The organism is Phenylobacterium sp. (assembly GCF_035276905.1).
Lineage (GTDB): Bacteria > Pseudomonadota > Alphaproteobacteria > Caulobacterales > Caulobacteraceae > Phenylobacterium.
The window spans coordinates 1-22,111 of the sequence record NZ_DATELG010000158.1 but is presented as its reverse complement, the minus strand read 5'-3'; the positions used below and the strand labels follow the sequence as shown (position 1 = coordinate 22,111).

At 64.5% G+C, this 22,111-nt stretch carries 21 protein-coding genes and 1 pseudogene; 17 read left to right on the top strand and 5 right to left on the bottom strand.

Annotated elements, in window-relative coordinates:
- The coding region (locus tag VJS38_RS07110; protein WP_324087455.1) for an acyl-CoA dehydrogenase family protein at positions 1-139 on the bottom strand (139 nt) is incomplete at its 3' end.
- Positions 140-256: 117 nt separating this feature from the next.
- Positions 257-817 carry a helix-turn-helix domain-containing protein gene (locus tag VJS38_RS07105; protein WP_324087454.1) on the bottom strand — a complete coding sequence of 187 codons (561 nt, stop codon included), beginning with the start codon at positions 815-817 and terminating at the stop codon, positions 257-259.
- A 370-nt stretch (positions 818-1,187) separates the two neighbouring features.
- Between VJS38_RS07105 and VJS38_RS07100 the strand changes: the two genes are divergently transcribed.
- From VJS38_RS07100 to VJS38_RS07045, 12 genes are all read left to right on the top strand, one after another.
- The gene (locus VJS38_RS07100) at positions 1,188-1,505 is read left to right on the top strand and encodes a 2Fe-2S iron-sulfur cluster-binding protein (protein ID WP_324087452.1); all 318 of its coding nucleotides are present in this window, start codon (positions 1,188-1,190) and stop codon (positions 1,503-1,505) included.
- Between the two features lie 354 nt (positions 1,506-1,859).
- Positions 1,860-4,232, top strand: a complete 2,373-nt coding sequence (locus tag VJS38_RS07095) for a TonB-dependent receptor (RefSeq protein WP_324087451.1) — start codon at positions 1,860-1,862, stop codon at positions 4,230-4,232.
- Between the two features lie 33 nt (positions 4,233-4,265).
- Positions 4,266-6,050, top strand: coding sequence for a thiamine pyrophosphate-binding protein (locus VJS38_RS07090; RefSeq protein WP_324087450.1), 1,785 nt, complete (start codon positions 4,266-4,268; stop codon positions 6,048-6,050).
- 61 nt (positions 6,051-6,111) lie between these two features.
- Positions 6,112-6,990 carry a sugar phosphate isomerase/epimerase family protein gene (locus VJS38_RS07085; protein ID WP_324087449.1) on the top strand — a complete coding sequence of 293 codons (879 nt, stop codon included), beginning with the start codon at positions 6,112-6,114 and terminating at the stop codon, positions 6,988-6,990.
- Between the two features lie 15 nt (positions 6,991-7,005).
- Entirely contained in the window at positions 7,006-7,179 is a 174-nt protein-coding gene (locus tag VJS38_RS07080; RefSeq protein ID WP_324087448.1) for a hypothetical protein, read from the top strand.
- 48 nt (positions 7,180-7,227) lie between these two features.
- Entirely contained in the window at positions 7,228-8,592 is a 1,365-nt protein-coding gene (locus VJS38_RS07075; RefSeq protein ID WP_324087447.1) for an aromatic ring-hydroxylating dioxygenase subunit alpha, read from the top strand.
- Positions 8,593-8,727: 135 nt separating this feature from the next.
- Positions 8,728-10,374, top strand: a complete 1,647-nt coding sequence (locus VJS38_RS07070) for a GMC family oxidoreductase (RefSeq protein ID WP_414692418.1) — start codon at positions 8,728-8,730, stop codon at positions 10,372-10,374.
- A gap of 103 nt (positions 10,375-10,477) precedes the next feature.
- Positions 10,478-11,434 (top strand): zinc-binding alcohol dehydrogenase, encoded by a 957-nt coding sequence (locus tag VJS38_RS07065; RefSeq protein ID WP_324087445.1) that lies wholly within the window; start codon positions 10,478-10,480, stop codon positions 11,432-11,434.
- Between the two features lie 62 nt (positions 11,435-11,496).
- The gene (locus tag VJS38_RS07060) at positions 11,497-12,327 is read left to right on the top strand and encodes an SDR family oxidoreductase (protein ID WP_324087444.1); all 831 of its coding nucleotides are present in this window, start codon (positions 11,497-11,499) and stop codon (positions 12,325-12,327) included.
- A gap of 131 nt (positions 12,328-12,458) precedes the next feature.
- The gene (locus tag VJS38_RS07055) at positions 12,459-13,526 is read left to right on the top strand and encodes an amidohydrolase family protein (protein ID WP_324087443.1); all 1,068 of its coding nucleotides are present in this window, start codon (positions 12,459-12,461) and stop codon (positions 13,524-13,526) included.
- A gap of 68 nt (positions 13,527-13,594) precedes the next feature.
- Complete coding sequence (locus tag VJS38_RS07050; RefSeq protein ID WP_324087442.1) at positions 13,595-14,002, top strand: limonene-1,2-epoxide hydrolase family protein; 408 nt, start codon at positions 13,595-13,597, stop codon at positions 14,000-14,002.
- 19 nt (positions 14,003-14,021) lie between these two features.
- Complete coding sequence (locus VJS38_RS07045; RefSeq protein ID WP_324087441.1) at positions 14,022-14,492, top strand: nuclear transport factor 2 family protein; 471 nt, start codon at positions 14,022-14,024, stop codon at positions 14,490-14,492.
- Positions 14,493-14,506: 14 nt separating this feature from the next.
- Here VJS38_RS07045 and VJS38_RS07040 read toward each other — a convergent pair whose 3' ends face one another.
- A complete protein-coding gene (locus VJS38_RS07040) occupies positions 14,507-15,418 on the bottom strand; it encodes a TIGR03619 family F420-dependent LLM class oxidoreductase (RefSeq protein ID WP_324087440.1) in 912 nt (303 codons plus the stop codon).
- Positions 15,419-15,774: 356 nt separating this feature from the next.
- Here VJS38_RS07040 and VJS38_RS07035 point away from each other — a divergent pair, with 356 nt between their 5' ends.
- From VJS38_RS07035 to VJS38_RS07020, 4 genes are all read left to right on the top strand, one after another.
- Positions 15,775-16,887: an acyl-CoA dehydrogenase family protein gene (locus VJS38_RS07035; RefSeq protein WP_324087439.1), complete on the top strand. Its 1,113-nt coding sequence runs from the start codon at positions 15,775-15,777 to the stop codon at positions 16,885-16,887.
- The gene (locus tag VJS38_RS07030) at positions 16,887-18,104 is read left to right on the top strand and encodes an acyl-CoA dehydrogenase family protein (RefSeq protein WP_324087438.1); all 1,218 of its coding nucleotides are present in this window, start codon (positions 16,887-16,889) and stop codon (positions 18,102-18,104) included. Before VJS38_RS07035 ends, VJS38_RS07030 begins: the two co-directional genes overlap by 1 nt.
- Before the next feature lie 69 nt (positions 18,105-18,173).
- Entirely contained in the window at positions 18,174-18,896 is a 723-nt protein-coding gene (locus VJS38_RS07025; protein ID WP_324087437.1) for a TIGR03619 family F420-dependent LLM class oxidoreductase, read from the top strand.
- Complete coding sequence (locus VJS38_RS07020; protein ID WP_324087436.1) at positions 18,880-19,077, top strand: hypothetical protein; 198 nt, start codon at positions 18,880-18,882, stop codon at positions 19,075-19,077. Before VJS38_RS07025 ends, VJS38_RS07020 begins: the two co-directional genes overlap by 17 nt.
- 23 nt (positions 19,078-19,100) lie before the next feature.
- On the opposite strand, the gene VJS38_RS07015 is transcribed toward VJS38_RS07020, so the two are convergent.
- Both VJS38_RS07015 and VJS38_RS07010 read right to left on the bottom strand, forming a co-directional pair.
- Positions 19,101-20,312, bottom strand: a complete 1,212-nt coding sequence (locus tag VJS38_RS07015) for a CoA transferase (protein WP_324087453.1) — start codon at positions 20,310-20,312, stop codon at positions 19,101-19,103.
- A gap of 44 nt (positions 20,313-20,356) precedes the next feature.
- On the bottom strand, positions 20,357-21,571 hold the full coding sequence (locus VJS38_RS07010) for an amidohydrolase family protein (protein ID WP_324087435.1): 1,215 nt from the start codon (positions 21,569-21,571) through the stop codon (positions 20,357-20,359).
- Positions 21,572-21,908: 337 nt separating this feature from the next.
- Between VJS38_RS07010 and VJS38_RS07005 the strand changes: the two are divergent.
- A pseudogene (locus VJS38_RS07005) lies at positions 21,909-22,111 on the top strand (hypothetical protein); the annotation flags it as partial.

Genomic DNA, 22,111 nt, shown 5'->3' with positions numbered 1-22,111 from the left:
CCGCGGCCGCCCGCAGCGCCTCGATCGGGAAGATCTTCTCCTCGTCCCAGCGGGCGGCGTGCGGCGCAAGCTCGGCCGCCGCAAATGCGCCCGCCATGTCCTGGATCGCGCGCTGATCTTCGGTGAGATTGAAATCCATGGGTGTTCCAGGGGTAAGAGTAGGAGCCCTCGTCCGAAACAATGGCTCAGGCCTCGCTGTCTGCGCGGCTGATCCGCCGACAGAAGCTACGCCGCCGCGACGCTCTTCGTGCGCCGTCTATGGCTCATTGGTTTTAAGCGCGGCGAACAATAAACGATCTTGGCCGTCCATTTTGTATCGATTCAAGCCAACAGGGGTCAGATCATTCCCCTTGCCGGGCTCAAAATCCAAGTGCAAGCGCGGAGGATCGCCCCAATCCGCCGCAAGTGCGGCTCGAAGCGCATCGACCAACTGCTTGCCAATGCGCTCTTCCAGCTCGTGAATAATTCCCCGGATGATTTGCGCGCACATTTCGCCCCGGGCGGCGAAATTCTGGCTGAATCTCACGATACGCGCGCGGCGGTCATTGGGGTCGGCCTGAACGGTGATCCAACCCCGCGCTTCGAAATCTTTCAGAATCTGACTTATCGCCTGCCGGCTGATGCCTAGGTTCTTCGCTATCTCGATAGCCTTCTGCTCGCCATCCGCGATATTCAGTATGACGAACGTCTCCGCGCGTGTTGTGCGCTCAAAACCCATGGCCTCGAGGTTGATCTGAAACGCATTATCAAACCAATACATCGCGCCTAAAAGGTCGCCAAAGAAGGTGTCTTCCGACGACGGGGATTTCTTAATCATCTCGTCCAACTTGCCGTGGCCTTGGAGGTCGTCCGCGTCGGCCCTCAGCGGAGCGCCCGCCTCCTGTAGCGTTTACGCAACAGCGCCGCCTGCTGCCGCATGAAGCGCTCCAACAGTCGGTTCGCGGGAAACTCAGCCCCCTCCGCCGCGGGCGTCCCATCTGCTTGATCCTCGAATTTGATCTGTTATACGGGGAAAAATTTCGAAAAAAAAGGGCGTGTGCAAGCATCGCGTTCAACCCCGCGTTGGATCCGGGCTAGACCAAGGCGAGGTCCTGCCGCCAGCGGCGGGCAAACTCAGGAATTCTCCACAAACTACCGGACGCATCGATGGCCCCCGCCACGACCGTCCTTCGGTAACAGGCGATCTAATGGCGACGATTAAGGTAACCACCCGTTCGGGCGAGGTGTTAGAGATCCAGGCGCAAGACGGCTATTCGTTGATGGAAGCCATTCGCGCGAACACCAACGAAGAACCGTTCGCCATATGCGGCGGATGCTGCTCATGTGCGACTTGCCACGTCTATGTCGACGGGGCTTTTGCAGACAGACTGCCGCCGATGATGGATACCGAGAAGGACCTGCTCGATTTCATCGAGCACCGAACCGCCTTGTCGCGCCTGTCCTGCCAGATTCCAGTCACGTCCGCCGTCGAGGGCCTTCAAGTTCGCATCGCACCGGAGGACTGACCTGCGGCCGCTGCGCCCGCGGGCGGATTCGGTTTACGAAAATTTGCGCGAGTGGAAGCTGGTCCGCCCAGGGCGCCGGCTTCACCCTTGCGCCCAGGCCGACGCGGGCGCGTTGATGTGGATGGCCCCAAGCGGCGCGGGGCTTAGCAGTGGCGACGCTTTATGCGGTCGTTCACAGCAGATGTGATTGCGGATTCAACCGCAACGTAGCAAAGACGCCTCGCGTACGAGCGCCGTCCGCCGCACCGTTCGTTCCCACGGAGCATCGAGGACCGCACCGAGTTCCGGCGCGCGGACGATTTACGAAAATATGTGTTCTAGGTTGACAATGCGTCGACCAGGAGTGATCTTCCCGTGCAGACGCTGCGGCGCGGATTGCAACGCGGCCAAGCTAAAAATATCGAAAATGAGGGGTTGGAGGAAATGCGAGAACTGGGATCGAAATTTCAGCGCGCCAGCACAGCGGTCGGCCTGATTCTGGCCGCGGCGAGCTATGGCGGATTGGGCGTCGCGCAGGCGCAGGCGCAAACCCAGCCGGCGGCGCCGCCCGAAGGGGCGACTCTGCAAGAGATCGTCGTGACCGCGAACAAGCGGGAGGAGAACCTCCAGAACGTTCCGATCGCGATCACCGCCGTGACGGGCGATCGGCTGGTGAAGGCCGGCGTCACGAGCACCCAGGATCTGGCGCGCGTCGTGCCTGGCCTTACGATCCAGAACAGCCTTAGCGGCACTCAGGCCCACCTGCGGGGCGTCGGGACCACGGCCCTGTCGGCCGGGACAGAGAACTCGATCGCGACCTATATCGACGGCGTTTATATCCTGAGCCTGAGCGGCGCCCTGGTGCAGCTCAACAATATTTCGCAGATCGAAGTCCTGAAGGGTCCCCAGGGCACGCTCTTCGGGCGGAATGCGACCGGCGGCGTCATCAACATCCGCACGCGTGATCCGAGCCATGACGCCGGGGGAGACGTCAATCTCAGCTATGCGAACTACAACACGGTCTCCAGCCAGTTTTATCTGACCGGCGGAATTACCGATCAGCTGGCGGCCGACATTGCGGGCTTCGTCTCGCACCAGGGGGAAGGCTGGGGGAAGAATCTCTTCAATGGAAGAGATGTGAACCTCATGGATCAATACGCCGTTCGCTCGAAGTGGAAGTATGAGCCCACCAGCAACGACGTATTCCGCTTCATCGCCGATTTCGAGGCGCTGAACGGCAACGCCTTCAACAGCTTCGCGCCGCTGCAGGGCACGTCGGTCAACTACGGGCCGGGCAATACGACCGCCGGTCAGCGCCCGGACATGGCGCCGTTCGTCGCCTCGGGCGCCTTGGCGCCGTTCGCCGTCGTCGGGCAGCCGTTCCTCTGGAACGGGGGCTTCTACGACATCGACGCCTTTAGGCAGCCCAAATACGTCTACGACACCGGCGGCGTCAGCCTGCAATGGGATCATGACTTCGGCAACATGCAGCTGACCAGCATCACGGCCTATCGGCGCGCCTACCAGTCGGTCGGCTGGGCCAGCGTGCCGGTGCCGGCGTTCCGATCCCTGGCGGATTGGCACGAAAAGGATAAGCAGATTTCCCAGGAGTTGCGACTGGGGTCCGCTGCTGGAGCGAAGATCCCCTGGGTTGTGGGCCTGTATTACCTGGATGGCTCGGCCGACTACACGCAATTCCACATTCAGGGGACTCCGCTCGCGCCGCTGCAGACGCTGGGCTTCCACGCGCAGACCGGCACGACGGCGGGCGCGGTGTTCGGCCAGTTCACGGCGCCGCTCTGGGCCGGCGCTCATTTCACCGGCGGCTTGCGCTATAACGCCGAGCGGCGCTCGGGCGCCGGCGACACCGTCCTGCAATTCCTTCCGGAGTTCGGCGGGGCGAACCTGGTCACGGGCCAGTCCGATCAGCACGCGACGTTCAAGAAGCTCACCTGGCGCATGTCGCTGGACCAGCAGTTGACGCCCGACCTGCTCGGATACGTCTCCTACAACCGCGGCTTCAAGAGCGGGCTCTTCAACTCGATCCCGCCCGGCGGCCCGCCCGTCGCGCCGGAGCTGCTCGACGCGTATGAGACGGGGCTGAAGTCGGAACTGTTCGATCGCCGTCTTCGCCTGAACGTCGCGGCGTTCTATTACAAGTACGACAACCTCCAGGTCACCGTCTTCACGCCTATCTCTGCGACCCTGCAGAATGGGGCGAGTGCGCGCGTATACGGCGGCGACCTCGATTTCACCGCCCAGGTCACCCAGAACCTCAGCCTGACCGGCGGGGCCACGCTGCTGCATTCGGAGTTCACCTCCTATCCGAACGCCGCCTTCGAATTCCTGCAGCCGGTGTCGGCGGGCGGCGGCACATCCGCCGTCATCCAGAGCGCCAAGGGCAAGCGGCTGCCGTATTCGCCGAACTTCTCCATGAGCCTCGGGGTTGATTACAAGCAGCCGCTCGCGAGCGGCGATCTGGACCTCGCCTTGAACTATAGCTATTCGGGCAAGTGGTTTGCGGGCCCGGATAATATTCTGGGACAACCGGGCTACGGCCTGCTCGATGGTTCGGCGACCTACACATTCGGCGATGCGCGTAAGACGCGCGTCTCCGTCTGGGCCAAGAATATCGCCAACCAACCATACTATGTGTTCCTGGCATCCCAGTCGAACCCCGGCGGATATCAGCAGGGACTTACTGGGGCGCCCCGCACATTTGGTATGACTGTCGGTTACAAGTTCTAGCAACCGCGTCGCCTTCACCTGGGAGATTTAATCTTGGCCGATTCAGAAATGAGAACCGAGGGCCTGTCGGATGCACAGCCGGCAAGCCGCTCCGGGGCGGAGGCGATCACGGACGCGCTGCAAGCGTGCAATGTGGAGATGGTGTTCGGCTATCCCGGTGGGGGGACGGGCGCCATCATCCATCAGATTGCGACGCGAGACATCGCCAACATGAACGGGCGCACCGAGCTGTCGGGTGCGTGGATGTCCTACGGCTACAATCGGATCAAGGGCCGGGCGGCGTCGGCGTGCCTGTTCCATTGCGTCGGCGCCTTGCATGCGAGTCCCGTGGTTCATGCGGCGAAGGTGGACAGCACCCCCTTCTTCATGATGGACGTGAACCTGGACAACTCGCTCGACTTCCGTGAGGGCCTGCAGGAGTCGAGCGAGGTCTATCCGGCGCTGAAGCAACTGTCGAAGTACGCGAAAAAGGTCGTCACCGCGGACGACTTGCCGCTCGCCGTGCGCCAATCGGTGATTTCGGCCAGCACCGGTCGTCCCGGGCCGAGCGTCCTGGACCTTGGCTTCCAGGTCCTGGGAGCCAACACCAGCTGCGCGGCCGAGCCCCTGGTCCTCCCGGAGCCGCCGGCCGCGTCGGAGTCCGCGATCGATCGCGCGCTCAAGCTGATCGCGGAGGCGAGCAACCCGGTGCTCATCGTCGGCGCCGGCGTTCAGCTCGCCCAGGCGACCGCTGAACTGCGCGCGTTCGCCGAGGCGCTGTCGATCCCGATCGTCTCCACCTCGTGGGGCGGCCGCGGCGCGGTCTCGGACGACCATCCGCTGTTCGCAGGCGTCTTGGGCTCGTTCGGTTGGAACAGCGCCAACGAGATCGCCCAGAAGGCGGACCTCTGGATCGCCGTCGGCACAACCTTCTCGCAGATGACGACCGGCGCCTGGAATCTCGAAAAGCCGCAGCGCGTCATCCACATCGACGTCGATCCCAACCAGCTTGGCAAGATCTTCCAGCCGACTCTCGGCATCGCGGCCCACGCGAAGACGGTTCTTGGGCAGCTGTTGGCCCGGGCGGATGCAACGGGTCAACGTCGGGCGTCGGATCAGGCGACGATCGACAGGATCGCGGCGAGCAAGCAAGAGTGGTTCGACTATCACGAAGAACTGTCCGGACAGAGCGGGACGCCGATTAATCAGTACTTCGTGATCCGCAAGATGGCCGACACCTTCCCGGCCGGCACCATCATGGTCGGCGACAGCGGCGGCCAGGCGTTCATGCTCTACCGGTCGTTCCACTATAAGGACGTGACGCCGATGCCGCTTGGCTCTCGGTACATGTCCCTGGGGGCCGGGCTGCCGGTCGCGATCGGCGCAAAGCTGGCCGCGCCCGAGCGGACCGTGGTCTGCTATCACGGGGACGGCGGCTTCTATTACGACTTCATGGAACTATCGACCCTTGCCGAGCGCAAGATCAAGGTCATCGTCGTCATCGACAACAACCACTGCCTCTACGCCAACCGGCAGGGCATGAAGCTCTGGGGGATCCAGAACCCCTGGGTCGATCTGCCGGAGACGACGGATTTCGTCGCGTTGGCGAAGTCGCTGGGGGTGGACGGCGAACGCGTCACGGATCCCAACGACCTCGAAGCGGCGCTCAAGCGCGCCATGGAATCCGAAGGCAGCTACGTCGTCGACGTCTGGACCGACCCGGAGACGCGGATCCGACGCGCGATCCGCGACGTCATCCCGATCTTGTCGGACAGAAAGCCGGAGCAAGGCGCTGACCGTCACATTTCTCCCCCGCTTGCGGGCAGCTGGCCCAACTGACGGGAGATGACCTTAAGGGCGCGGCGGCTCCGCCGCCGCGCCAGAGGATGGTGCAAATTCGATGCCCAAGTTCGCTCTCCGCTACGCTCCGCATCTCGGCTACATAGACCCGACGCCGCTGTTTGCGCACAGCGTCGGAACAAATGACCCCTATGCCCACGCTAGGTTCGCGTCCGAGCAGGGGTTCGCCGGTCTCTTTCATCCCTGGGTCGGGAGCGGGTCGAACGAGGACATCGCCCGCTTCAAGGCTGGCCTTGCCGACTTCGGCCTTCAGGCGGGGACGCTCTCCTATGCGTCGTGGGACGAGTCGATGCGTCCCCTGTGGGCGAGCCGCAGGCCCGAGGATCGCCAGCAGCTCCTCGAGCACGTCGAGACCAGCACGCGCCTGGCGTCAGACCTCGGCGCAAAGAGCGTCGCCGTTCTGATCTTTGAAGACCCCGCAGGCGGAGCCAGGCAGGCGCAGATGGACGCGGCGCGCGAGAACCTGCTCTTCGCGGCGGAGATCGCGGGGCCACGCGGCGTCATGCTCGGCCTGGAGCCCATGGTCGCCGTTCCCGGGATGCTGCTTCAGTCCGCCTACACGGCGGCGGAGCTCATCGACAGCGTCGATGATCCCTCGGTTCGGCTGATCTTCGACACCGGGCACGTGGCCTCCATGGATGGCTCGATCTTGAAGGCGCAGAGCGATCTCGAACGCCTTGTCGGTGTGTACCAGCTGGCCGACATGCCGGACCGGAAGGAGCCGGGGGCGGGGACGCTCGATCTGGCCGAGCTCCTCGCGCGGCTGATCCGCATGGGTCACCGCGGCCTGGTCGAACTCGAGCATGGCTGGTCAGTCGACAGCGCGGAAGCTGAGGCTGCCGGGATCCGCCTGCTGGAGCAGCTTGATGCGAATGCGCAGAAGATGGCCGCCGAAGGCGCCTCTCAGACGGCTGTCTGATACGGAGTTAGCAACATGCAGATCCAACATCCCCTGACGCGTCTGAAGTTCGAACGGCTGGAAGATGGAACTGTGCGGGTGACCGACAAGGACGGCCGCAGCGGCATCTTCGACCGCAACGGAAACTGGATTTCTGGCGAACGAAAAAGTGCTGATCCGTTGATGTGTGTCTGGGTGGCGACGCGTTGAGCGGCGAAGATACGGCCCGCTCGCGTTGGTCGATGGAGGAATCAGACAATGAACAAAGCTAATGTGGCGCCGTCAAAGCGCGTCGGCAGCTATCAGGAACTGCTGACGGAGGATTCCCGGCCGGCTCCGCGCGCGCTGCGCAAGACCGGCGTGACCGATATCGGTCCGCTCGAAATTCCGACGAGCTGGTATTTCGATCCAGAGATCGAGAAGCTCGAGGTCGAGCGGATCTGGAAAAGGTCCTGGCAGATGGTCTGCCGCGAAGAGGACCTCAGCGAGGTCGGCGACACCTGGGTGTACGACGTCGGGCCGCTGTCGTACGTGATCGTCCGATCGTCCGCCGATACGATCAAGGCCTTCTCCAACAGCTGCCTGCATCGCGGACGGCCGCTTCGTGATTGTCCCGGGCATGCGTCGCAGCTGAAGTGCCCGTTCCACGGTTTCACCTGGAGCCTGGATGGCGCGCTGCGCGGGGTCCCCAGCCGCGAAGAATTTCTGACGATCACCAATGAAGAGTTTCGACTTCCCGAAGCGACCGTGGCTCGCTGGGGCGGTTTCGTCTTCATCAATCCAGATCCGAACGCCGAACCGTTCGAAGACTACATTGGCGACCTGACGCAAGACTTCGAGGCCTCTCCGCTTGAGAAAAAAGCGAAGATCGTACATATCTCGAAGGTCATTCCCGCCAACTGGAAGGTTGTCAACGAAGCCTTCCTGGAGGCGTTTCACGTCCACACGACGCACCCGCAGTGGGTGACCGCCTACTCCGATCACCTTCATCAATATGACGTCTTCGGGAACTATTCGCGGATCATAATCCCCGGAGCGGTGCCCAGTCATCAGCTGCGCTGGACGCCCAGCCAGCAGGAAATCCTCAACTGCATGCTCGGCGGTTGGGACGATGTGCCGCCTGCGATCGAGATCGCGCCCGGTGCGAACGTCAGGCAAACGATTGCAGATGTCTTCCGGGAGCAGGCGCGGCCTCTTCTGGGCGACGCGGTCGAGACCATCAGTGACGCTGAAATGCTCGACGTCGTTCAATATAACCTCTTTCCGAATTTCGGACCGTTCAGCTCGCCGACCGTGTCGCTGGTGTACGCGTTCAAGCCCTACGGTTCGGACCCATTGAAATCGGTGATCGAGATCATGCTCATCGGCCCCTGGAAGGGCGAAGGCGCGCCTCCGCGGGTGAAGGAGCGGCGGCTGTCGGCCGACGAGCACTTCAACGATGTCCCGGAACTCGGTCAGTTCGGAGCCATCCTGAACCAGGACACGGCGAACCTCGATTATATCATGAGGGGCATCGCGAATAATCAGCGAAATAAGGTGGTTTTTGCTTCCTACCACGAGCTGAAAATTCGTCACTTCTATCATCTGTATGCTCAGACGATGGGCTTGGAGCTCCCGGCTTAGCCCTTAACTCCAAGCCTGTTCGGCTGCTTAACTGAAACTCCGCCAGATCGAGGACAGGGTGTCGTGAATAGCTTTTCACTCGCCGATAACAAGTTTGACTTTGTTGTCGTGGGCGGTGGATCTGCTGGCTGTGTAATGGCGAGCCGGCTTTCAGAGGATTCGGCCAGCAGGGTGTTGCTGATCGAGGCGGGGCAGGATCTGAGCAAGGGCGTTGAATTGCCGGCGATCTCCGATCCCGGCGCGCGCACCATCTTCAAGCCCGAACTGTTCTGGCCGGATTTTTTCGGCCAGGGCAACGCGGCTTCGGAAAAGGCCCCGGAACGGCACATCCCGATCATGCAGGCCCGCCTGCTCGGGGGCGGCTCGTCCATCAATGGAATGCACGCCCAGCGCGGGTTTCCCAGAGATTACGACGAGTGGGCGAGCCTGGGCCTGACCGATTGGGGATGGGAAGACGTTCTTCCCTACTTCAAGAAGCTTGAAGCCGATCGCGACTTCTCGGGGCCGATGCACGGGACCGACGGACCGATACCGATCTCCCGCATGGGCCGCGAGCAGTGGGGGCCGCTGAGCCGCGCGGTGGAATCCGAACTCCGCAATACCGGCCTGGGGGCGCAAAGCGATCTCAACGCCGAGTTCAACGACGGCGTCGGACCGGTGCCCCTGAACATCAGCCCGACCACGCGCGTGTCATCCGCGCGCGGTTATCTCACCCCGGAGGTTCGTTCCCGGCCGAATCTGACGATCCTCACCGGGACCGAGGTCGCGAAGATCCTGCTCGAGAGCGGACGTGTGGTGGGCGTGTCGGTTCGCACCGACCAGGGCTTGCGCGACATTGCGGCCCGTGAGGTCGTCGTGACCTGCGGCGCGATCCACACGCCGGCCCTTCTGCAGCGGTCGGGCATCGGGCCCGGTTCCGTGCTGCAGCAGCTCGGCGTTCCGGTGCTGGTCGACCGCCAAGGGGTCGGCCGCAACCTGAGCAATCATCCGATGATGAGCATGAACGCGCATCTTCGGCACAAGGGGCGGCGCAAGAACACCGACGCTCCGCCCTGCATGATGGTCGCGCGCTATTCGTCGAATGTGGCCGACTGCCCTCCGACCGACATGATATTGAACCTGTGGGAGCGCGTGACATCACCGCACGTCCACGATCCGCTCGGACGGCAGATCGCCGACTTCATGTTCATCCTCAACAAGCCTTTTTCCCGCGGCGATGTCATCGCCAGCGGTGAGAACCTGATGGGGCGGCCGCAGGTGCGCTTCAACATGTTCGAGGACGAACGCGATCTTGTGCGGATGGTGGACGCCTTCCGGTACGGGGCCGCGATCATGAAGTCCCCGACCGTGAAGCCGCTGATCAACAGCAGCTTCCTGCTCAACTTCACGCCGCTGCTGTTCGCCTATCTGAGCGACACCCCGAAGGGGCGGCTGCTCAGCAAGCTTGGCGGGGTCGGCCTCGGGACTTCGGATCTGCTGGGCAAGGCGGTGCTGCGGCGGATGACGACGCCGCTCGAGACGCTGCCCAGCGACGATGAAGGTCTGACGAAGCTCGTCCGCTCGATCACGCTGATGGGCGGCCACCCGACCGGGACTTGCCGGCTCGGCCGTCCGGACGATCCCGATGCGGTCGTGGACAATCGGGGCCGGGTCCTCGGCGTCGACGGCCTCCGCGTGGCGGACGCCTCGATTTTCCCGTCGGTGATGGCCGCCGGGACCAACCTTCCCACCATGATGGCTGCCGAGAAGATCGCGAGCCATATCGTTCATCAACATAATTGATCGGACCCTTGGGCGGGAAACTGCCCAAGACCTGGTCAGGAGGAAACCAGAGATGTCGAGCGATACGATCGACGCCCGCGGCCTGTGGTTCGAAGGCCCCCGCGTGGCGGCGCTGCGGCCGGAGAGCGCGAAAGCGCCCGGGCCGGGTGAAATCAGGGTGCGGGCCATTCACTCGATGGTGAGCCCCGGCAGTGAAATGAACATCTACCGCGGGGAAGGAAACCTGCCGGGGTCGCCGCTGCCGACGATCACCGGGACGCTGCCATTCCCGATCAAGTTCGGATACCAGGTGGTCGGAAGGGTGGAATCCGCGGGCGAGAATTCCGGCTTCACCGCGGGAGATCTGGTGTTTGCGGCGCATCCGCACCAGGACGTCTTCACCATGCCCGCCATCTTCGGCATCAAGCTTCCGCCGGACATCGACACCCTGCGGGCGGGGTTCATGAACATGGCCACGGTCGCGTTGCGCACGGTGCACGAGGCGCCGGTGCGGCTCGGCGAATGCGTCGCGCTGTCGGGCCTCGGCATTATCGGAAGCCTCACCGCGCACATGGCGCGCAAGACCGCCGGGCGCTTGATCCTGATCGATCCGGCGCCCGAGCGCCGCCGCGCGGCCGCCTGGATCGGCGCCGACGCCGTGGTCGATCCTTCCGAGGCCGCCGACGTCATCAAGCAGCTGAGCGATGGACGCGGCGCGGACATGTTCATCGAGACGAGCGGGGCGCCGCCGGCGCTGCAGACGGCGATCAACAACACGGGCGAGCGCGGCTGGATCCTCGTGCCCGCCTGGTACGGCACGCGGCCGGTCACCCTGTCGCTCTCGCCGGAGTTCCATCTGAAGGCGCTCAACATCAAGAGCGTGTTCGTCGGCAGCATAGGTGGTGACGAACTCGCGCGCTGGCCGGACGCACGGCGGTACGCCACGGCGCTCGAAGTGGTCAGCCAGATCGATCCGAGCCATCTCCTTGCGCGACGCGTTCCGTTCGATCGCGCGCCTGAGGCCTACCGGCTCATCGATGAGAACCCCGGGCAGGCGCCGGCGGTGATCCTGGACTACTGAAACCCGCGCGGGTGCCGGCGCGCCCGCGGATAATAACGTGCCTGCTTGTGGGAGGACACATAATGACCAACCCGAATGAGGATCCCGCGTCCGGTCCACTGAGCGGAAAGGTCGCTTTCGTCACCGGCGCCGACAGGAATCTTGGAAAGGCGATGGCGCTGTCCATGCTTCGGAGCGGCGCGTCCGTGGTCATGTCGGCGATGTACGGCTCATACCTCCAGCAGGTGGTCGAAGAGGCCGGCGCGCCCGACCGGATTCTGGCGATCGAAGGGGATATTTCCAAGGACGACGATCGCCGCGAACTTCTAGGTCAAGCGATCGGGCGGTTCGGTCGGATCGATATTCTGGTGAACAATGCGGCGGTCACCCCCGAAACCTTCTGGCCGAACTTCCTGATCGACGGCGAGCCGCCGCAGTGGACGTTGGACGTCGACTTTTACCGGATGTTTCTGGAGATCGACTGCGTCGCGCCGCATGCGTTCATGCTGGCCGTGATACCGTCAATGTTGGAGCGCGGCTGGGGCCGCATCGTCAACCTTTCGACGAGCTTCGAGACCATGCTCCGCTTCTGGCCATATGGCTCGGCCAAGGCCGCCATAGAGGCGCAGACCGCGGTGCTCGCCAAACAGCTCGAGGGCACCGGCGTGACCGCCAACATCCTGTCTCCGGGCGCCTTTGTGAAGCCTGGGCCGATCAAGCTCGCCAGCGGGGAGGTCGTGGTTCCCGATCACGGGCCCGCCATCATGGAGGCGCCGATCAGATGGCTGGCGTCGGACGCCTCCAAGCAATTCAACGGAAAACGCATCATCGCTTCCAGGTGGAGCGGTGCTAGCGAGAGCGACCTCACAAATAACAAGGCAATCGTTCCTATCGGTTGGCCTGACCTGGATTGACATCCGCCCCGCGGCGACCTCGGCGCGCACGGCCGACGGCCTTGGGGACCTGTCCAGCGTGTTCGTGCAGTGAATACTTCGGCGGTGGCCAAGGCCAGCGTGGGCCGGCAGACGGCAGATGGAGAGACTCAGTGGCTGAGAATGCAGACGGTAAACCTGGGGTGCTCGCGTCAGGCGCCGGCCAGATTGGCCTGAGGAAATCCGACCGGATGATCGACGTGCATCATCATCATGGTACGGCCAGGTTCGCCAAGTTCATGGACCAGCCGTCTGATCGGGCGTTTCCGCCGAACACCTGGCGCGTCGAGGATGCGCTCGAAGATATGGATGCAGCGGGCGTTGCGACCGCGGTGTTGTCGCAATTCCCGCCGTATCACCTGGGCTCCGCCGACGAGAGACGGTCGCTGGCGCGTGAGCTCAACGAGGCGGCGGCGCGTCATGCGCTCGATCACCCCGGCCGCTTTGGTATTTTCACCAGCCTTCCCTTGCCGTCGATCGACGACTGCCTGGCCGAGATCGCATATGGTTTCGACGTGCTCGGCGCCGATGGCGTCGCCATGTCCACCAGCGTGGATGGGAAGTGGCTGGGCCATCCGTTCTTCGAACCGCTTTACGAAGAACTCAATCGCCGCAAGGCCGTCGTCTATGTTCATCCCTACACGCCGGCCTGTTGCACCGGACTGGTGCCCGAGATCCCCGAGTACATCATCGAATACGGGACGGACACGACGCGCACGATCGGCAGCCTGATCTGGAGCGGAACGACGGTGAAATACCCCGACATCCGCTTCATCATGTCCCACGGCGGCGGCACGATGCCGTTCCTGATCGAGCGCTTCCTTGCCGGGACGCAGGCCGAGATCGTCCCGGGCATCGTGACGAAGGGCAAGAGCCCCCCCTTCGTTCCCCCTCAGCCCCCGGGAGGCGTGCTGAGCGAACTGCGCCGCATGTATTACGACACGGCCCAGTGCGCGAACCCGATCGCGCTGCGCGCTTTGCGGGATGTCGTGAACCCTTCGCAGATCCTCTACGGCAGCGACTACTTCTATCGCACCAATGTGGAGACTGCGCGTGGGCTGAACACGTCGCAGGTATTCTCCGAACCCGAATTGGACGGCGTCAAACAGCTCAACGCCCTGTCCCTCTTCGGCCGGCATCCGGGGTCCTGCATAAAGTGCGCCGGATCACACAGCCGCTGACGAGCGCGGCGCGGCGAATTCATTGCCGAAGCTACGCTTCGGTCCAGGTTATGAAAGGCGGCTAGGTCATGAGCAGCGATCCGAAAGATGTGGTGATCGGCTTCTGCGACGCGTTCGAACAACTTGATGTCGAGCGTGTGTTGGCCTACCTGGCGCCTGACGTCGTCTACCAGAACGTGCCCGTGCCAGCGATGCATGGCGTGGATGAGGCTACCAGGTTTCTGGTCCCTATACTGACGAAGGCGATCAAGATAGAGTTTAAGATCCTCAGCCTTGCAGTGTCGGCGTCAGGCAATCAGGTCCTCACGGAGCGGTTGGACCGGCTGCATTTCCCGACCGGCGTTGTCGACATTCCGCTCATGGGCATCTTCACCGTGCGGGACGGCAAGATCTTGGAATGGCGCGACTATGCGGACTGCTCAGCGGCGGCGCAGGCCTTCGCCGACGCCAAGATCGATCTGACGGCGCCCGATTAAAGAGGCGGAGGATCGCTCCATGATTGACGTTCAGGAAATTCATCGCGCGATCTGGCGCCTGAAGGCGGAGTCGTTTCTGGCGATCGATGAAAAGCGCTGGGAGGATTTTGAACGGCTTTTCACCGATGACGCGCGTATCGACTACAGCCGGGCGCTGCCTGATACAGTTGAACCGCTCCCGGTAATGACCTCGGCTGCGACCTATGTGTCGCTCGCGAGGCAGTTCATCGGCTCCGCCCGGACGGTGCACCAAGCGTCCGTCCCGATCATCGATGTCATCGCGCCCGATCATGCCAAGGCGCTCTGGCGGATGGAGGACATAATCGCCAGGCCGGCGGACGCCCCGGAGCCTTCCGGGCACGGCTATGGATTATATGAGGACGAATATCGATTGTCGGGTGAAGGGTGGCGCATCAGTTCGCTCACGTTCACGCGGCTCCTCTTCCTGCCGATTTCCCCCGACCCCTATTTCTACCGAACGCGGCTTTAACACTACAGGCCGCCTCAGCCCACCTTCTTGATGATCTCTTCGTCGAAGCGCAGGGCCTTCTCGATCCACTCCGCGCGGGTGTCGACGTGGAAGCCGGTGGCCACCGTCGTGACGCCCAGCTCGGCGAGCTCGCCGATGCGGTCGACCGTCTGCTGCACGGAGAGCGCCTCGCCGACCTGATTGATGCTGGCCATGACAATCTGCGGCGGCGTCTGGCGCCCGACCGCCTCGCAGTGCTGGTGCATGTAGGCGACGCCCTGCTTGACGTCCGCGACCGAGGTCATCTCCGTGGTGCGGCTGGTGGCGGAGACCGCCGGCGGCGTGAAGAAGGGGTTCCAGCCGTCGGCGAACTCGACCGCGCGGCGGATCGCCCGCTTGGCGTTGCCGCCGATGTAGATCGGCGGATGCGGCTGCTGCAGGGGCCGGGGCAGGATGCGGTTGCCCAGCGCCTCGTAGTTCGAGCCCTTGAAGGTGAATTCGTCCTGCGTCCAGGCCGCCTTCAGGGCGAGGATGTACTCGTCCATGACGTCGTTGCGGTTGTCGAAGTCGGAGCCGAGGGCCTTGTACTCGCCCTTCAGATAGCCGGCGCCGACGCTCAGGGTCACGCGGCCGCCCGAGAAGACGTCGAGAGACGAGACCGCGCGCGCGGTGATGAAGGGATTGCGGTAGGGCAGGACAAGAATGCCGGTCTGCAGGCGCAGGCGCGTGGTCTGGGCCGCGATCAGCGACAGCATGACGAACGGGTCCTGGGCGAAGTGGCCGCCCGCGTCCAGCCAGCGGCCGGTGGGGCAAGGGTGGTCGGTCACCAGGGCGGCGTTGAAGCCGGTCCGCTCCAGCGTGGCGCAAACCTCGGAGACCGCCTCGGGGCGGACGAACTCTGCGGCCTTGTCGAGCCGGTCGAACGGCATGGTGACGTTGACTTTCACGGGCGCTTCCTTGCCTTCCGCTGCTTCGATCCTGGGCGAATCTCTAACCGAAATTGGTGTTAAGTCGAACGTCGAAACCGCAGGGCGGGGAATTCTGCGGACGGCGGCGCGGGGGCGTGCACGCCCGTCTCGAGAGGGGCGGTGCTTGCATCCCGGGACAGAAATTAAGCCTGTGATATCCGTGAGGTAGTCTGCGTCAGCCAGGGTTGACGAGGGGGCCGGCCGGCGCGGGAAAATCGCCCTGAGAGCTGGGCCCAGCCGCCTTCCAGCCGACAAAATTTGATTCTAATGTGAAATTGACACGCGACGAACCTGACATTAGCGCTAGGCCTGCAACAGGCGCTACGGAGTATCGAATGCAGCTCGTGTCGGAGGACGACCTCAAGGCGTTCCACGAGAGCATGGTGGAAGTGCTCGCCGCGGAGTGCGACAGCCTCGCGCTGCACAGGTTCTATGACGGCGCGAGCGCCCTCGACGACTTGCTCTGGGCGCGCGCGGCCGAACTCGGCTGGCTCGGCATCGGCCTTCCGGAAGCGCATGGCGGCCTGGGCATGGGCGTTCAGGGCCTCGACGTGCTCTATCGGGCGCTCGGCCGCAGCGGCGCGCCAGGCCCCTTCGGCGCCACCTTGCCGACTGCGCAGTGGCTGGCGGAAGTCGCCGACGCCGACCTGCAGGCGCAGCTGCTGCCGAAGGTCATCGCCGGCGGGCTGGAGCTTGCGGCGCCGATGGTTCCGGACGGCTCGGCGATCGTTTCCGGCGGCGAGGTGTTGAACGGCGTATCGCAGCCGATGCTGACCTCCCGCAACGCCTCGATCGCCGTGGTGTCGATCCAACGCAGCGCCGTGAGCGGCTTCGCCGTGGTCAGGCTGGATGATCCCGCAGTCCGGGTCGAACCGATTGAGCTGTGGGATCGGACGCGCCGCGCCGCCCGCATCGTCTGCGCCGGCGCGCGGCCGCTGGCGGTCCTGCCGGACGCCACGGGCCGGCTTGGCCTGGCCCTGTTCCGCCACCTTGCGCTCGCCGTCGCGGCCGACAGCATTGGGGGCGGACGGCGCATCGCCGAACAGACCGTCGAATACCTCAAGACCCGGGTTCAGTTCGGCAAGCCGCTGGCGAGCTTCCAGGCGCTCAAGCATCGCGTCGCCGATCTGATGCTGGCGCTGGCCTCGGCGGAGGAGCTGGTCAATCAGGCGGTCGAGACGACCGCCATGCGGGACGAGCACGCCGACATGTGGGTGGCGCTCGGCAAGGCGGGCGCGAGCGACGCCTTCAAGTACGTCGCCGACGATTGCGTCCAACTGCACGGCGGCGTCGGGTTCACCTGGGAATTCGACTGCCACATTTTCTTGAAGCGGGCGCTGCTCAACGAAGTGCTCGTCGGCGACAGCGACGCCCAGCGCAGCCGCGCGGCCGACCACCTCACCGGAGCCGCCCTGCGCGGCCTGTCTACTGCGGAGCTTGCAGCCTGATGTCGGACAAGGCGAAGAAGGCGGACGCCGGCTGCGTCGACCGGACGATCCTCGACAAGGTGGGCGACGAAGCTGCGTTCCGCGAGGCGGTTCGGGCGTGGCTGGCCGACGCCATGGCGCGTCGTCACGAACTCGACGCTGACGGCGCCGCAAGCTTCTACGACAGCCAGCAGTGGTGGATGGCGGAGCGGAACAAGATCGGGCTCGGCACGCCGCACTGGCCGAAGGCCTATGGCGGCGATGACCTGAGCCTGAAATACCAGGTGATCGTCGCGGAGGAGGGCGCCAAGGCGCGTGCGCCTGCGCTGAACATTTTCATCGTGTCCCTGAACCACGTGCCCCACACGCTGATGGCCTGGGGCTCGGAAGAGCAGAAGACCAGATATCTGCCTGGCGTCGCCAACGGCGTCGTCTGGTGCCAAGGATTCTCCGAGCCGAACGCGGGCTCGGACCTGGCCTCGCTGCGCACGCGCGCCGAACGCCGGGGAGACCATTATGTGATCAACGGCCAGAAGATCTGGTCGTCTTTCTCCATGTACGCCGACTACTGCATCCTGCTGGCGCGCACCGACACCGAGGCGCCCAAGCACCGCGGCATCTCCTACTTCCTGATGGACATGAAGGCGCCCGGCGTCGAGGTGCGTCCGATCCGCCAGCCTAACGGCGAGGCCGAGTTCGCCGAACTGTTCCTCACTGACGTCAAGATCCCGGTCGAGGACCTGGTCGGTGAAGAGAACCAGGGATGGGCCATCGCCCAGAGCACGCTTGCGGCGGAGCGCGGCGTGCTCGCCTTCGAGAACGGCGAGCGCCTGCGCTACATCATGGAGGACTTCTACGCCTCGGCGGTGGCGCGCGAGGCCAAGTGGCTTCGTGAGCCGCACCTGCATCGCGAGTACGTTCGTCTGTTCGGCGAGATGCAGGCGTGCCGGCGGATGCTGCGGCGGCTCCTGCGAGAGAACGAGACCGGCTCGCCGGCCGCGGCGTCGACCGTTGTCCACGTCAAGGTGATCAACACCACCCTGTGGCGCAAGGTCAGCGACTTCATGCTCAAGACCCAGGGGCTTAGCGGGCGCTTCTTCCACGAGCCGGCGCTCGGCCTCGCGAGGGATCCGATCGACTACTACATCACCTCGTTCGGCGGGACGATCGCCGGGGGCAGCAACGAGATCATGCGCAACATCATTTCCGAACGGGTGCTGGGCATGCCGCGCGCCTGAGCGGAAAGGTCGTCAGGTCCGGCGCCCGCGCCGAGGCGTGAGCAACGCCGGTCCTGGAGCTTGGCAAAGGTGAAACTCTCTCTTGGCCTGCTGGGCATGGAAGCGCTCACCGGCGGCGACTTCGCCGCCCTGCGCGACCTGGTCGCCCTGGCGGACAAGAAGGGCGTCGACCAGGTCTCGGCCGTGGATCATGTCATCATGGGCGAGGCCCATGATGAGTATCCCTACGGCCCGTTCCGCGGCGCCTCGCGCACGCCCTTCCTGGAGCCCCTGGTCGAGCTCGCGACCTATGCGGCCGCGACGACGAATATTCGGCTGTCGAGCGGCGTGGTCATCTCGCCGCTCCGGCCTGCGGTCACGCTGGCCAAACAGCTGGCGACCCTCGACGTGCTTTCCCGCGGACGGGTGGAGATCGGCTTCGGGGTGGGCTGGCAGAGCGCCGAGTACGCCGCCTGCGGGGTGGAGTTCGAAAGCCGCTTCTCCATCCTCGAGGAGCAGATCCGCGTCTGCCGGGCCCTCTGGGGTGGAACCAACGTCTCCTTCCGCGGCCAGCATGTCGCGTTCGACAACATGACCGCGATGCCCCATCCGGTGCAGGGCGCCAAGCTGCCGATCTGGCTGGGGGTGGCGCTGAAGCGGCGCAACATCGAGCGTATCGCCGAGCTGTGCGACGGCTGGCTGCCCATGGAGAGGGGATCGGGCCAGGCTCAAGCTGCAGATCGACGCCCTGAGGCGGGCGTTCGAAGAACGCGGCCGCGACCCCGGGGAGCTTCAGGTGCGCGCCGGCTATGAGATCATTCGGGGCTCCGACGGCAGGACCGATGTCGCGGCCACGCTCGCGCAGACCCAAGACTACGCCGCCGCTGGCGTGACGATGCTGCGGCTGGAGAGCCGTCGCTTCTGCCGTCGCCTGGAAGATTTCGAGGCCTTCCTGGAACGCGCCATCCAGGCCAAGGAGGCCAAGACCGCCTGAGGCGCCGACAGCGTCGAACGCCCTTACTGGACGACGTTCGCCACCTTCAGATCGATGATCGCAGCTTCGTCATAGCCGAGCTCGCCGAGAACCTCGTCGCTGTGGGCGCCGCAGCCGGGGGCCGGACGCACCGGAAGCGCTGCGCCATCGAACTGCATCGGCGTGCTGACCATTTTCAGCGCCCGACCGTCGCCATAGTCCACGAGCTGCAGGTAGTCGTTGGCGTTCACCTGCGGATCGTCCTTCAGCTCGCCGACATGCTGGACGACGTCCCACTGACCTTCCTGGCGCGAAAGCGCTTCCCGCCAATGCGCCAGCGGCTTTGTGGCGAAGACCGCGTCGAGCTCGGCGAGGCAGGCCTCCATATTGCGCGTGCGGTCCTCCTCCGTGGCGAAGCGGGGATCCGCCGCAAGCTCGGGGCGTCCGATGACCCCGCACAATCCCGGCCAATAGCGCTGGCTTTGCAGCATGCACAAGGCCACGACACGGCCGTCGGCGGTGCGATAGTTGTTCACCAGCGGATTGGGCATCGCCGCGCGGCCGCCGGTGGGCAACCTGTCGACGCCGGAAAGCGTCGCCTGGGTGACGGCGCGCTGCATCGACCACATGGCCGTATTGAGAAGCGAGGCGTCGACCACGGACGCATGCCCGGTCATTGCACGCTGAGCGATGGCGGCGGCCACCGCGCCCGCGAGCATGGCGGCGCTTGTGCAATCGCCGAAGGCGCCGCACGGCATGCCGATCGGGTAGTCCTCGGTCGGCGGCGTGAGCGAGGACGAGATGCCGCCCCGGTGCCAGTAGGTGATGCTGTCGAAGCCGCCCTTGTCCGCCTCGGGCCCGCGCCGCCCCGAGCCGCTGCCTACCGCATAGATGAGACGCGGATTGCGCGCCCTCAGATCGTCGATGTCGATCTTCATCCGCCGGCGCGCCCGCGGCAGCAGGTTGGTCAGGAAGACGTCGGCGTCGCAAATGAGCTTGTAGAGGACCTCGACGCCCGCCGGCTGGCGAAGATCGAGGGTCATGCTGCGCTTGCCGCGGTTGTAGTTCTCCCAGGAGAGGATGAAGCCCTGCTCGCCGGGCGCCACGCCGCCAATGGTGAGGCCGCGGATCGGATCCCCCTCGGGCGGCTCGATCTTGAGGACCGAGGCGCCCATGTCGGCGAGCATGCCGCCCGCCGCCGGTACGAAGGCCCACATCGCGACCTCGACGACCTTGACGCCTTCCAGTGGTCTCATCACGGGCGGCCTTGTTTTGGGAAGCTGGGCGGGCCCCATGGCGCTCAGTCGCCGACGCGGAAGAAACGTCGGGCGTTCTCGCTGATGATCATGTGCTTGTCGGCCTCCGGGACGCCGTCGAACAGCCGGTCGATCCACTTCTGGGAGTCGGGGAAGGTGGTCTCCGAGTGGGGGTAGTCGGACGACCACATGACGTTCTTGGCGCCCGGCAGGTTGCGGGTCTCGACGGCCACACGGTCATGGATGAAGGAGGCCCAGATGTTCTGCTCCATGTAGAAGCTGGGCGGGTTCTTCAGCTCGCTGCCGAGCCAGAAGCGCTGCTTCTCCCAGGTGCGGTCCATGTAATCGGCGGCGAAGGCCATCCAGCCGCCGCCGGACTCGATGGTGCCGTAGCGCAGCTTGGGGAAGCGGTCGAAGACCTTGCCGAAGATCAGGATCGCCACCGGCTCGGCCATGGCGAACTTGCTGGCCAGCATGTCGGAGAGCAGGCGGGTCTTGTCCTCGAAACGGGTCATCCGCGCGCCGAGGTGGATGGTGAGGGCGATGTCGTGGTCGACGGCGGCGGCCCAGAAGCGGTCGAACTGCGGCTGGTCGAACTGCACCTCGTACCAGGGGTCGCCGGTGAGCGCGGCGGCCTGCGCCGCCATCTGCGCGCTGGCGCCGGTTTGCGACGCCGAGACGGTGGAGTTGGGGCGCTGCGGGAAGGCGGGGATGTTCACCGCCGTGAAGCCCATCTCGGCGACCTCGTGCAGCATCTTGATGGACTCCTCGACGTCGCGCATCGGCAGGTAGGCCACCCCGCACAGCCGCTTGCGGTCGTGGTCGCAGAAGTCCTTCAGGTAGCGGTTATAGGCGCGGAAGCTCTCGTAATAGAGGTCGATGTTCTGGGTGCCGAGCGGGCCGCCGCCATAGAGCACGGCCGCATCGACGCCGTCGGCGTCCATGTCGGCGATCCGCGCCTGGGCGTCGTAATTGCCCTTCAAGACGTCGCTGATGCGACCTTCCATCTTGAAGTCCTCGGCCTTCTTGCCGGCCAGGGCGTTCATCAGGTTGACCTTGCGGCGCTTGCCCTCGAAGACGATGTAGTCGGCGTCCTCGCCATGCTCGAGCTTCGGCGCGAGCTCCCGCAGCTGCTTGGGCAGATACTCGGCCCAGAACGTCTGCGGCGGGTTCAGGTGCTGGTCGGCGTCGATCGTCCGATAGTTCCGCGGCGCCTGCTTGCTGGAACGCTCAAGGATCACAGTCCCATCATCGCTCATCCGGGCTCTCCGTGCTCATGGCCGACAATCGGCTTCGCGGCGCGCCGACGGCGGGCGCCAATTCGCAGCGAACCAACCGCCAGGGACCCCGACTGTCAAATATCGTTTCTAGGACACCTGATATCATTGGAATCTTGTACGGCGGGCGATCCCTCAACTTAAAGCCCACCTGATATCAAAGAACGGGCAGTTGATATTGGAATGCGTCATGCGAGCGGGATAATCCTTCCTCCCACAAGAACAGCGCCGCCGCGCGGCGGACGAGGGCAGGAGGCTGATGATGTGCGCGAACGGATCGCCGCAGCGTATCGTCCTGCGACGTCGCCCTGCGGGCGTGATGAGGCCGTCCGACTTCGCTGTTGAGACCTATGACCCGCCCGCGCTCGCCGACCGCCAATTCCGGGTGCGCAACCTCTATGTCTCGGTGGATCCCATGCTGCGGCTGCATCTCGACGCCGCGCCCTTGGGCGGCGCCATTCCGCCGCTGGCCCTGGGCGCGCTGATCGCCGGCGCCGCGGTGGCGATGGCGGGCGGCGCGCT